Raw genomic sequence first — 10,733 nt, 5'->3', positions numbered from 1 at the left:
GGGGGGGGCGCCGCCAAACTGCGCGCCGTGCAGGACCAGTTCTACGGCGACCGCTCCGGCGTGCTGCGCGATCCCTTCGGCCACATCTGGTCGATCGCAACGCACAAGGAAGATCTGTCCGACGAAGAAATCCGCAGCCGCTCGCAGGCGCTGCTCAACAAGTGCAAACCCAATCAGGCCTAACCCTTTTCCATCCCATGCCATTCGTCGTCAGCACCGGAAGGCGCATCCATTACGAAGTCAGCGGCCAAGGCCCTGACCTGTTCCTGCACCACGGCTTCACCAGCAGCTCGCAAGCCTGGCGCTTCTTCGGCTTCACCGAAGTACTGCAGCAACACTACCGCGTCATTGCGCTCGATGCGCTGGGCCACGGTCTCAGCGACAAACCGCGCGAGACGGAAGCCTACACGCTGCAGCAACGCAGTGCCGATGTAGTCGCCGTGCTCGACGACCTCGGCATCGGCAAGGTACATTACTGCGGCTATTCGCTCGGCGGCTGGGTCGGTTACGGCATGGTCCGCCACGCGCGCGAACGCCTGCAATCACTTACCCTCGGCGCCGCGCATCCGTATGCCGACACCAGTTGGGATGCCTTCAAGGGACTCGACGGGACTGACGTCAACGCCTTCATCACGGCATTTGAAAGCGTACTCAACGAACGCATCTCGCCCGAGGTGAAGATGATGATCCGCGCCAACGACCTGCAAGCCTTGGCTGCCGCCGCGCAACAGCCGCGCGTCTCGATGGAGGAATTGCTGCCGCTGATCGACCTGCCCTGCCTGATGTTTTGCGGCGACGCCGATGCGCGTCATGCGGCGGTCGGGCGCTGCGTCGGATTGCTGCCGCGCGCGCGCTTTGTGTCGCTGCCCGGCGTGACGCATTTCGGCGGCCTGATGCAAAGCAAGCTGGTGCTGCCGCCGCTGCTGGAATTCCTCGCCGGACAGCAGGAACCGGGTCTTATTTGAGCTTGTGCACCAGACGACCGGCGACCTGTTCGCCGGTTTTTTCATTGTCGAATTGCTCACGCGCGCGTTGCAAATCCGCGTGATGGCGTTCGGCCCAGTTGTCCAGCGCAATCAGCGTGTCGCTCAGCGATTCTCCCAGCGGGCTCAGTTCGTATTCCACGTGCGGCGCCGCCGTCTCCAGGTTACAGCGCGTCACGAGACCGTTGCGCTCCAGCTCCTTGAGCGTCTGCGTCAACATCTTTTGCGAGATGCCTTCGATCTTGCGCAGCAGCGCGCTGTTGCGCATCGGCCCCGCCGCCAGCGCCGGAAAAATCAGCAAGGCCCACTTGCTGCCGACCAGTTCCAGCGCCTTGCGCGATGGACAGGCGAGACTGTAGATATCGGTTTGCGGTTCTTCGACGGAGAGTTTTTTTACCGGTTTCATGGTTACCAAAAAGTGCCTTCTTGTTGCGCCCGCCCTGCCTGCCTATGCTGAGCGCCTGTTCAATTCACGGAGAAAAATAATGGCCTGGGTATTCCTGTCATTGGCAAGTGTAGTGGAAATCATCATGGCGATCGCGCTCAAGTACGCAAACGGCTGGACCCGTCTCACGCCCAGCCTGATCGGCGTCGGTGCGGCCGCCTGCAGCGTGCTGTTCCTGACGCTGGCCATGCGCAGCCTGCCGGCCGGCACCGCCTATGCCATCTGGACCGGCACCGGTTCGGTCGGCGTCGCGGTGCTCGGCATTTACCTGTTCAACGATGCGCTGTCGCCGCTGCGCCTGCTGTGCATCGCGCTGATCATCGGCGGCACCATCGGCCTGCGCCTGCTGGACGCCTGAGCGGCGTCAGCCCGGCACGGCGTCGTGCGGCCTGTGCTGCATGACGCCGGCCAAGATTTATCCACGGCCCTTCCCCGCACCTGTTATACTGCGCCCCGTGCGGCACATTCTCCAGTCAAAGTCCGCTGTCCTCCCGACGTTTCAACCCGTTTGCCTGCGACTGGCGCCCACTGCGGCGACAGGCCGATATTTTTAAAATCCCCACTATGTCATTCTCATCTCTCGGTCTTTCCGAGGAAATCGTTCGTGCCGTAACCGAACAAGGCTATACCACGCCCACGCCAATCCAGATGCAAGCCGTGCCTGCCGTACTCGGCGGCGGCGACCTGCTGGCCGGCGCACAAACCGGCACCGGCAAGACCGCCGGCTTCACGCTGCCGCTGCTGCAACGCCTGTCGTCGGTCGAACGCGTCAAGGTCAACGGCCATGTGCCGATCCGCGCGCTGATCCTGACCCCGACGCGTGAACTCGCGGCGCAGGTCGAAGAAAGCGTGCGCGTCTATGGCAAGTACTTGCCGCTGACTTCCGCCTGCATCTTCGGCGGCGTCGGCATCAACCCGCAAATCCGCCTGCTCAAGCAAGGCGTCGATATCCTGGTCGCCACGCCGGGCCGCCTGCTCGACCACATGCAGCAAAACACGGTCGACCTGAAGAGCGTGCAAGTCCTGATCCTGGATGAAGCCGATCGCATGCTGGACATGGGCTTCATCCGCGACATCAAGAAGATCCTCGCGGTCCTGCCGAAGAAGCGTCAGAACCTGTTGTTCTCGGCCACCTTCTCCGACGAGATCAAGGCACTGGCCGACGGCCTGCTGAATTCGCCGGCAATGATCGAAGTGGCGCGCCGCAACTCCACCGTGGAAGTGATCGGCCAGAAGATCCACCCGGTCGACCGCGACAAGAAGCATCCGCTGCTGGCGCATCTGATCAAGACCAACCAATGGAACCAGGTGCTGGTGTTCACGCGCACCAAGCACGGCGCCAACAAGCTGGTCGAACAGCTGGCGCGCGACGAGATCACCGCCATGGCGATCCACGGCAACAAGAGCCAGGCAGCGCGCACCCGTGCCCTGGCCGACTTCAAGGACGGCAAGTTGCAAGCGCTGATCGCCACCGATATCGCTGCACGCGGCATCGACATCGACCAGTTGCCGCACGTGGTCAACTATGACCTGCCGAACGTCTCCGAAGACTACGTCCACCGCATCGGCCGTACCGGCCGCGCGGGCGCCACCGGTTCCGCCGTGTCGCTGGTCTGCGTCGACGAACGCGATCTGCTGAACGACATCGAGCGCTTCATCAAGCGTGAAATCCCGGTCGAAATCGTTCCCGGCTTCGAACCCGATCCGAAGGCCAAGCCGCAACCGATCCAGTTGCGCAGCGAAGGTCATCGCGGCGGTGGCGGCGGCGGACGTCGTCCACAAGGTGGCGGCGGCGGTCGTAGCGCCAATGGCGGCGGTGGCAATCGTTCCCAGCAGCCGAAGACCGGCGGCCAGGGTCAGGCGCAAGCCGCCAAGCCGCGTCAAGGCGGTCCGGCCAAGCCGCAAGGTGCAGGTCCGGCGCAGAATCGCGGCCCTGCTGCGCGTCCTGCATCGACCCACCGCTCCGGTGGTCGCGGCAGGTAACATCGTCGTTTCCGTTTGCATCGCCCAGAAAGGCATCCGAATTGATAGCCGTCGTCAAAGCTGACCTCAACAATCCGCGACATGGCGCCGCCATACTCGAGATGCTTGATGCGTATGCATCCGACCTGATGGGAGGCGGCGAAGGCATCAGCGATTTCGTCCGCGCCCATCTGATCGGGGAATTGCGCAAGCGCCCCGCCGTGCATGTGTTCCTGGCGTTCGACGGCGAGCAGGCTGCGGGCTTCGCGAATTGCATCGAAGGCTTTTCCAGCTTCGCCTGCAAGCCGCTGCTCAATATCCACGACTTCGCCGTGGCGCCCGCTTATCGCGGACACGGCATTGCGAAGCTGCTGATGCAGGCAGTCGAGGACTGCGCACGCGAACTCGGTTGCTGCAAGATCACTCTGGAAGTCCTGGAAGGCAATACGGTGGCGCGTTCGCTCTACGCCTCCACCGGTTTCGTCGGCTATGAACTGGATCCTTCTTCCGGCAAAGCGATCTTCATGCATCGTTTGCTGTGACGTAAAAAAGCCCCGGACATCCGGGGCGATCCAGGTGCGCCAGCGCGACGTCGAGATACTCGATATGCCGGCCACTGATCAGACTGGCGTCCAGGACCGAGACGCTGACTTCCACGCCGGTGTGTCATCCATCGTACTGATCCGGCGTTTTCTCACGAGAAATCCAGCACTACCCGTGACGGCACGTCGCCACGCTGCAGGCGCTCGAAGACGTTGTTGATGGCCGACAGCGGCTGCAACTCGAAATCCGCCCGGACCTTGCCGGCGGCGGCGAAAGCCAGCGCTTCGGCCATGTCCTTGCGGGTGCCGACGAACGAGCCGCGTATGGTGATGCAGTTGGCCACCACATCGAACAATGGCGTAGGAAACTCTCCGGGCGGAAGGCCGACCAGCACGCAGGTGCCGCGCTTGCGCGTCATGGCGACGCCCTGGTGGAATGCCTCCAGCGACGGCGCGGTGATCAGCACGCCGTGCGCACCGCCGTCGGTAACTTCACGCAGGCGCGCGATCGGATCGCCGACACGGGCATTGACGACGGCATCCGCACCCAGACGCTGGGCATGGGCCAGCTTGCCGTCGTCAATGTCAACGGCGCAGACGCGCAGTCCCATCGCCTTGCCGTATTGGACCGCCAGGTGGCCGAGGCCGCCGATGCCCGACACGGCCAGCCAATCGCCCGCCTGCACCTGGCATTCCTTGATGCCCTTGTAGGACGTCACGCCGGCGCAGATGATCGGAGCGGCCGCTGCCGCTTCCAATCCGGCGGGGATATGGGCGACATACCTGGGGTCGGCCAGGATGTACTCCGCGAAGCCGCCGTTCTTTGTGTAACCGCCGAACTCCGCGTGCGCACACACGGTTTCCCACGCCGCCAGACAGTGCTCGCAATGTCCGCACGCCGAGTAAAGCCACGGTACGCCGACACGATCACCCATTTTCACTTCGCTGACGCCGGCGCCGATGGCGACCACCACGCCTATTCCTTCATGTCCCGGCACAAAAGGCAGGGACGGCTTGACGGGCCAGTCGCCGTGCGCAGCGTGCAGGTCGGTATGGCAGACGCCGCACGCCTCCGTTTTGACCAGAATCTGTCCGGCCCCTGGCGACGGCAGCGGGATTTCCTTGATGACGAGCGGTCCGCCGAATTGTTCGACTACCGCAGCGAGCATGGTGTTTTTCATGGCATTGCCCAAGATGATGCGACGTCATCGTCTGACGCCGGTGAAGCAGGAAACGACGTAACGGCCTACGGCGACCGTTCAGTAAACAATTGACAGCTTGTCGACGACTTTGTGGACGCCGGGAGTCCGCGCCGCTGCCGCGAACGCTTCCTCGCGCTCGGCCAGCGACGCGACCGATCCGTTGAGCGTGATCTGGTCGCCGTTCACCGCCACCTCGATCGCTTTCACGGTCGAATGCGCCCGCCGTTGCAAGGCGGCTTCGATATGGGTCTTGATGTCGGCCGGCCGGGCAACATGTTTCACCGCGATCTGGTTGCTGATGCCGATGACGCCGAGCAGGCTGCGCAAGGCGTTTTCTGCCGCCATGCGTTGATACTGATGGTCCACTTCGCCGCTCAGCGTGATCCAGCCGTCTTCCACCATGATCTTGACGCTGTCTTTCGGCACCAGGGCATTCCATTCCAGTCCATGGGACGCCGTTCGCACAATATCGGCATCCGTGCGACAGCTTGAACCCGGCAGCACGACGTCGATTTCCACCGCCAGTCCTTTGACGCCGGCGACACGCTGCGCGGCTTTTTCCGCGGCATATTTTTCCGCGTAGCTGTCCAGATTGCCTGTCAGGGTGACAATACCGTCGCGCACCTCGACGCCAATCTCGTTGTCGTTCACGGCTGCATCCCACGCCAGTTCGTCGGCGACATCCTGCTTGATCTGAAAGTCTGTTTTCATGGCAATACCTTCACGCGGTTATAAGTCATGTCGCAGGACTGCGGCGACTTCATTTGAATACCAGCACCGGGATTTTGCTGTAGGTCAGGACCTTCTGCGTTTCACTTCCCAGCATCAGCTTGTCCAGTCCCTTGCGTCCGTGCGAGGCCATGAAGATGGAGTCGCAGCCGTACTCTTTGGCAAAGCGGAGGATCTCTTCATTCGCATGCGTGCCCTTGACGGTATGGACTTCGCAGTCCGCGCCTGCCTTTTTTGCGCAGTCGGCAATGTAGCCGGCATTGAGTTTGGATTGCGCGAATATCTCGGCTTCGACTCCCTGCAGGTCATATCCGGCACCGAGCTCGGGCATGATCAGGCTGGGGAAGATTTCGGAGACGGCCAGGCCGACGATCTTGCTTCCGTACGAGGCTGCGAAATCCACGGCAGCCGCCACCGCTCGTTTGGACAGTTCCGATCCATCCGTTGCCAGCAATATCTTTTTGAGCATGGTGCCTCCAGGAGAAAGATGCGATGAAGGCCATCGTATGCCTCGTTGCGGGCTATCCATTTGACCTGGATCAAAATCGCGCGATGCAGAAAATGTGTTTGTCGCGCCGCCGGTTCTTGCGGCTTCGTTTGATGCAAGTCAATTCGATCCACACCGAAATCATTAGCATGTCCTGATCCGATGGGCCTCACGTCAAGGAGCACGCAATGCGCTACCGATCCATTCTGATTTACGTCAGCAACGCCATCGATCTCGAAGGCCGCGTACGGCTCGCGGCCCGCCTCGCATCGGGTCAATCTGTTACCGTAATCGGCCTTGCCATCTCGGGCCTGTCTAGATTCATGTCGCAAGTACTACCGGCAGTGACCGGCAGCGCCGGGGAAGTGCTTCCCGGGGCAGCGCCGCTTCCAGCCGAAGAACAAGAACGGCGCGAGAAAAAGCATCTGGACATGACCATTTCATTGGAACGATTTAAGGTCCTGGCGCAGGAATTCGGCATTGCCAGAATCCAGACGCTGCGGGTCGACGACGATGCCGCCGCCGCGCTGAGCAACCATGGCAATACGGCCGATCTGATCGTCCTGGGTAAAAGCGAACTGCACGGCATCGACGATCGCAAGGACAGCGACTTCATCGAATTTGTCGCGCTCAACGCAGCAGCGCCGGTGTTGGCGATCAGCGAAAAGCCGTTTTCCTGGCGGCATGCCCTGATCGCATGGAACGGCAGTAGCGCCGCCGCTCGCGCCGTGCGCAATGCCATTCCGCTATTGCAAGACGTCGGCGCCATCAGTGCGGTGATTTTCGGCGACGGCATTGTTCCCGGCACCAACGCTTCGGCCTCGGAAGACGAACTGAAGCAATGCCTGTCGTCGCTCGACAAGCCCATTGACATCCTGCATCGTCCCGCCGCGACAGATGTCGGGCATGCGTTGCTGGCGTTGGCGGCGGAGCTTGATGCCGATCTCATTGTCATGGGATGCGTTGCGCATCCGCGCTGGCGCGGCGTCCTGCTGGGCGGGACCACCGGCGTCGTGATCGCGGAGTCGCCGGTCGCGCTGCTGCTGTCGCGATGAGGTGCTGCCGTATTACTGAGAATGCTGCTCATGCAGACGCTGGCAATGCGTGCATCGTTTTGCGGTGGGGTAGGCTTCCAGCCTCGCCTCCGCGATCGTGCAGCCACACTCTGAACACAGCCCGTACTGCCGTTGGCTGATTCTGAGTTTCGCCGCTTCGATGTCAGCCAGTTCCGCAAACTCCTTGCGGGAGAGCGCGTCACCCACCTCCGTCACGTCACAACCGTCCGGATCGTCGGGTACGGTAAGCCTGACCCTAAAGCGGATCGCGGCCTCCTGTCGCTCGAGGATTTCCCGAAAGTGCGTCAACTGTTCTTCCGTGAGATAAGACATGCTTTATTTCCTTATGAATGCAGTTTCATGGAACCGGAGACCCGGGACCGGCAGACGATGAATTGCCATGCTGCGGCGTCGCTCCGTTGCGGGCGGCGGTCAGCGCTCCGTCAGATCCTTGCCCGCGCTTCTTGCTCCTGCGGCGACTTGATCTCGGTTCTTCATCGCCCACAAGGCCGATATCAGGACGCCGCCGCCGGCGACGACGCAAATCAGGGCCGCGCCACGCTGGTCTTCGAAGCCAAGGATCCAGGGCGACGCCACCGACCAGCAGCCCAGCATCAACAACACCGCCTCTTCCCAGAGCGCCGGCGCAACGATGGCCAACAGGGCAAAGACTGTAATCGCCGATCCGGTCGCCACTGAATTGCGGGATATTGGCTGCTGCGGATAACCCATCAACCAGGGTGAGACCAACAGCGCTATTCCTACGGTCATCATGACGCAAGCCTGCCAGCGCGAGTCAACATCCGGTTCGGCAAGCGTGTTCATGGCAGTCCTCCTGATTCAACATGTGATCCGATTATGAAGACTGCGCCGCGCGGCACGTTGATCTGCATCAAAAGCCGGATGCAAACGCCGACGTATGCTTGAAAAGCGGAAAATTTCAACGGAGGATCGCATGTTCAAGAAAATACTGGTGCCCACGGACGGGTCTGATCTTTCCAACCGCGCGGTGCGGGCGGCGATAGAGTTCGCGAAGGATCACGGCAGCGCGGTGGTCGGGTTGTCGGTCGCGCAGACCCACCCCTATGAATCTTTCACGCTCATCAGCCGCCGGGAAGACTTCTCGTTGCTGTCGGAGTCGCTTCGCCAGCGCGCAAGGGACTACGTGCACATCATTGAAGATCTCGCCGAAAAGGCCTGCATCCCTTGCCAGGTGCATACCGTCGACAGCCCGCAGCCCTGGAAAGCGATCGTCGACGCCGCCGCAGAGCATGCATGCGATTGCATATTCATGGCGTCGCACGGCCGTGGCGGCCTCAACCGTATCCTGCTGGGAAATCAGACCCACAAGGTGCTGGTGCATGGCAATGTGCCGGTAATCATATTCAGATAGCACGAGGAGGCGCGCACCCGGGTTCACGTCTCCCGGACCACGTTCCACACGCTCTTTTCGGGCATAAACCCATCGGCTTGATCTGCATCAACGCATCGACGAGCCAGATCGTTAGGCTGACCTCACTGTATTTCTCGAGGTCCCCATGACAACAAAGAAAGCTTCGCCGTCGATCGGCACCGAACGCCTGGCCAGCGCCTGGCTGACGCCGCTGACATTTGCGTATCCGGAGGCCGACAATGACGCCGCCCGCCTGGATCTGATGAGCAACGCCTGGCTGGGACGGCTGACCGGCAATATCTCCCCTGCCGCGCTGCTCAACGCCTACGTCGACTGGCTGACGCATCTGGCGCTGTCTCCTACCAAGCGCGCCGCTCTGATGCAGACGGCCTGGCAAAACTGGTGGCGCATGTATGCCTACAGCCGCAGTTGCCAGCTTGGCAACGAACAGGCCTGCATAGAACCTCTTCCCCAGGATCGCCGTTTCAGCGACCCGGCCTGGCAGCAATGGCCGTTCAACACCATCCATCAGGCGTTTCTGCTGCAGCAGCAATGGTGGCATCGCGCCACCACCGGCGTGCGTGGACAATCCCAGCACCACGAGGACGTCGTCACGTTTACCGTGCGCCAGATCCTCGACATGCTGGCGCCGTCGAATTTCCTGTCGACCAATCCGGTGGCGCAGCACGCGACGCTTGCGTCAGGCGGCGGCAATCTGGCGCAGGGATGGCTTAACGCGATGAGTGACTGGCGCGCGAGCATAGCCCCCGGCGAGGAGGCGCAGCCCGGTGCCTTCAAGGTCGGCAAGGATGTGGCGATTACGCCGGGAAAGGTCGTCTTTCATAACGATCTGATCGAGCTCATTCAATACGCTCCGTCAACCAAGACAACCCATGCCGTTCCCCTGCTGTTCGTCCCGGCGTGGATCATGAAGTACTACATCCTCGACCTGTCGCCCCGGAATTCGCTGGTGAAATATCTGGTGGACCTGGGCTATACGGTCTTCATGATCTCCTGGAAGAATCCGCAGAAAGAAGATCGCGAGCTGTCCATGGAGGACTATCGCAGGCTCGGCGTCATGGCGGCAATCGACGCCGTCACCGCGCAGACCGGAGCGAAACGGATCAACGCCACAGGCTACTGCCTGGGCGGCACGCTGTTGTCGATTGCCGCCGCGACCATGGCGCGCGACGGCGATGACCGCCTGGCCAGCATGAGCCTGTTCGCTTCGCAGGTCGACTTTGAAGAACCCGGCGAATTGTCGCTGTTCATCGATGAAAGCCAGGTCAGCTTCCTCGAGGCCGTCATGTGGGAACAAGGCTACCTGGACACCAAACAGATGGCCGGCGCCTTTCAGTTGTTGCGCTCGAACGACCTGATCTGGTCGCGCCGCCTCAAGCAGTACCTGCTTGGATTGCCCGAAGAAAAAAGCGACCTCATGGCATGGAATGCCGACGCCACCCGCATGCCCTATCGCATGCATTCCGAATACCTGCGCCAGCTGTTCCTGCATAACGACCTGGCCGAAGGGCGCTACTGCACCGAGGGCAAGCCCATCAGCCTGAGCGACATCCGCCTGCCCGTGTTCGCCGTGGGTACGGTCACCGATCACGTGGCGCCGTGGCGCTCGGCGTTCAAGATCCATCGCCTGACCGATACCGACGTCACCTTCGTGCTGACCTCGGGAGGCCATAACGCCGGCGTCGTTTCGCCACCGGGTCATCCGCATCGCAGCTATCAGATCGCCACCCATGCCGATAAGCAGGGCATGGTCGACGCCGATACCTGGCAGGCCGGCGTGGCGCTTCATGACGGTTCCTGGTGGCCAGCCTGGGAAGCCTGGTTGCGCAAGCATTCCGGCAAGCGTACCGCACCACCAGCCCTGCCCGCGCACAGACCCGCGGCGCCCGGCAAATATGTTCTCCAACCTTGATG

13 protein-coding genes and 1 pseudogene are annotated in these 10,733 nt (G+C 61.7%); 8 read left to right on the top strand and 6 right to left on the bottom strand.

Annotated features, from left to right (window positions below):
- Both HLUSI_RS0101655 and HLUSI_RS0101650 read left to right on the top strand, forming a co-directional pair.
- Positions 1–183 (top strand): annotated as a pseudogene (locus HLUSI_RS0101655) (VOC family protein); the annotation flags it as partial.
- A gap of 14 nt (positions 184–197) precedes the next feature.
- Complete coding sequence (locus HLUSI_RS0101650) at positions 198–965, top strand: alpha/beta fold hydrolase (protein WP_016832309.1); 768 nt, start codon at positions 198–200, stop codon at positions 963–965.
- Here HLUSI_RS0101650 and HLUSI_RS0101645 read toward each other — a convergent pair.
- Entirely contained in the window at positions 958–1,389 is a 432-nt protein-coding gene (locus tag HLUSI_RS0101645) for a winged helix-turn-helix transcriptional regulator (RefSeq protein WP_016832306.1), read from the bottom strand. The two genes, HLUSI_RS0101650 and HLUSI_RS0101645, sit on opposite strands and share 8 nt — an antisense overlap.
- Before the next feature lie 79 nt (positions 1,390–1,468).
- Here HLUSI_RS0101645 and HLUSI_RS0101640 point away from each other — a divergent pair, with 79 nt between their 5' ends.
- The 3 genes from HLUSI_RS0101640 to HLUSI_RS0101630 all read left to right on the top strand — a co-directional run bounded on the left by HLUSI_RS0101640 (position 1,469) and on the right by HLUSI_RS0101630 (position 3,932).
- The gene (locus HLUSI_RS0101640) at positions 1,469–1,786 is read left to right on the top strand and encodes a DMT family transporter (protein WP_029362995.1); all 318 of its coding nucleotides are present in this window, start codon (positions 1,469–1,471) and stop codon (positions 1,784–1,786) included.
- A 206-nt stretch (positions 1,787–1,992) separates the two neighbouring features.
- Complete coding sequence (locus tag HLUSI_RS0101635) at positions 1,993–3,411, top strand: DEAD/DEAH box helicase (RefSeq protein ID WP_029362994.1); 1,419 nt, start codon at positions 1,993–1,995, stop codon at positions 3,409–3,411.
- Positions 3,412–3,452: 41 nt separating this feature from the next.
- Positions 3,453–3,932, top strand: a complete 480-nt coding sequence (locus HLUSI_RS0101630; protein WP_016832299.1) for a GNAT family N-acetyltransferase — start codon at positions 3,453–3,455, stop codon at positions 3,930–3,932.
- A 152-nt stretch (positions 3,933–4,084) separates the two neighbouring features.
- Here the strand turns inward: HLUSI_RS0101630 and HLUSI_RS0101625 are convergent, their stop codons facing one another.
- The 3 genes from HLUSI_RS0101625 to HLUSI_RS0101615 all read right to left on the bottom strand — a co-directional run bounded on the left by HLUSI_RS0101625 (position 4,085) and on the right by HLUSI_RS0101615 (position 6,392).
- The gene (locus HLUSI_RS0101625) at positions 4,085–5,113 is read right to left on the bottom strand and encodes a zinc-dependent alcohol dehydrogenase (RefSeq protein WP_029362993.1); all 1,029 of its coding nucleotides are present in this window, start codon (positions 5,111–5,113) and stop codon (positions 4,085–4,087) included.
- A gap of 78 nt (positions 5,114–5,191) precedes the next feature.
- Positions 5,192–5,845, bottom strand: coding sequence for a BON domain-containing protein (locus HLUSI_RS0101620; RefSeq protein WP_016832297.1), 654 nt, complete (start codon positions 5,843–5,845; stop codon positions 5,192–5,194).
- A 49-nt stretch (positions 5,846–5,894) separates the two neighbouring features.
- Positions 5,895–6,392, bottom strand: a complete 498-nt coding sequence (locus tag HLUSI_RS0101615; RefSeq protein WP_238533893.1) for a universal stress protein — start codon at positions 6,390–6,392, stop codon at positions 5,895–5,897.
- 146 nt (positions 6,393–6,538) lie between these two features.
- On the opposite strand from HLUSI_RS0101615, the gene HLUSI_RS0101605 reads away from it, so the two are divergent.
- On the top strand, positions 6,539–7,405 hold the full coding sequence (locus HLUSI_RS0101605) for a universal stress protein (protein WP_016832294.1): 867 nt from the start codon (positions 6,539–6,541) through the stop codon (positions 7,403–7,405).
- Positions 7,406–7,417: 12 nt separating this feature from the next.
- Here HLUSI_RS0101605 and HLUSI_RS0101600 read toward each other — a convergent pair whose 3' ends face one another.
- Positions 7,418–7,738 carry a TraR/DksA family transcriptional regulator gene (locus tag HLUSI_RS0101600; RefSeq protein WP_016832293.1) on the bottom strand — a complete coding sequence of 107 codons (321 nt, stop codon included), beginning with the start codon at positions 7,736–7,738 and terminating at the stop codon, positions 7,418–7,420.
- 99 nt (positions 7,739–7,837) lie between these two features.
- A complete protein-coding gene (locus HLUSI_RS26485; protein WP_016832292.1) occupies positions 7,838–8,230 on the bottom strand; it encodes an SPW repeat protein in 393 nt (130 codons plus the stop codon).
- Positions 8,231–8,360: 130 nt separating this feature from the next.
- Here HLUSI_RS26485 and HLUSI_RS0101590 point away from each other — a divergent pair, with 130 nt between their 5' ends.
- Complete coding sequence (locus HLUSI_RS0101590) at positions 8,361–8,798, top strand: universal stress protein (protein WP_029362992.1); 438 nt, start codon at positions 8,361–8,363, stop codon at positions 8,796–8,798.
- A 145-nt stretch (positions 8,799–8,943) separates the two neighbouring features.
- Positions 8,944–10,731: a PHA/PHB synthase family protein gene (locus HLUSI_RS0101585; RefSeq protein WP_016832290.1), complete on the top strand. Its 1,788-nt coding sequence runs from the start codon at positions 8,944–8,946 to the stop codon at positions 10,729–10,731.
- Positions 10,732–10,733: the final 2 nt, after the last annotated feature.

Origin of the sequence: Herbaspirillum lusitanum P6-12, assembly GCF_000256565.1 — a bacterium.
Lineage (GTDB): Bacteria > Pseudomonadota > Gammaproteobacteria > Burkholderiales > Burkholderiaceae_D > Herbaspirillum > Herbaspirillum lusitanum.
The sequence above is the reverse complement of the archived record's forward strand: the minus strand, read 5'-3'. Positions and strand labels throughout refer to the sequence as shown.

Bases quoted from the DNA above. Each gene is read 5' to 3' on its own strand.
- HLUSI_RS0101650 (WP_016832309.1), top strand. From the start codon at position 198: ATGCCATTCGTCGTCAGCACCGGAAGGCGCATCCATTACGAAGTCAGC.
- HLUSI_RS0101645 (WP_016832306.1), bottom strand. From the start codon at position 1,389: ATGAAACCGGTAAAAAAACTCTCCGTCGAAGAACCGCAAACCGATATC.
- HLUSI_RS0101640 (WP_029362995.1), top strand. From the start codon at position 1,469: ATGGCCTGGGTATTCCTGTCATTGGCAAGTGTAGTGGAAATCATCATG.
- HLUSI_RS0101635 (WP_029362994.1), top strand. From the start codon at position 1,993: ATGTCATTCTCATCTCTCGGTCTTTCCGAGGAAATCGTTCGTGCCGTA.
- HLUSI_RS0101625 (WP_029362993.1), bottom strand. From the start codon at position 5,113: ATGAAAAACACCATGCTCGCTGCGGTAGTCGAACAATTCGGCGGACCG.
- HLUSI_RS0101620 (WP_016832297.1), bottom strand. From the start codon at position 5,845: ATGAAAACAGACTTTCAGATCAAGCAGGATGTCGCCGACGAACTGGCG.
- HLUSI_RS0101615 (WP_238533893.1), bottom strand. From the start codon at position 6,392: ATGGATAGCCCGCAACGAGGCATACGATGGCCTTCATCGCATCTTTCT.
- HLUSI_RS0101605 (WP_016832294.1), top strand. From the start codon at position 6,539: ATGCGCTACCGATCCATTCTGATTTACGTCAGCAACGCCATCGATCTC.
- HLUSI_RS0101600 (WP_016832293.1), bottom strand. From the start codon at position 7,738: ATGTCTTATCTCACGGAAGAACAGTTGACGCACTTTCGGGAAATCCTC.
- HLUSI_RS26485 (WP_016832292.1), bottom strand. From the start codon at position 8,230: ATGAACACGCTTGCCGAACCGGATGTTGACTCGCGCTGGCAGGCTTGC.
- HLUSI_RS0101590 (WP_029362992.1), top strand. From the start codon at position 8,361: ATGTTCAAGAAAATACTGGTGCCCACGGACGGGTCTGATCTTTCCAAC.
- HLUSI_RS0101585 (WP_016832290.1), top strand. From the start codon at position 8,944: ATGACAACAAAGAAAGCTTCGCCGTCGATCGGCACCGAACGCCTGGCC.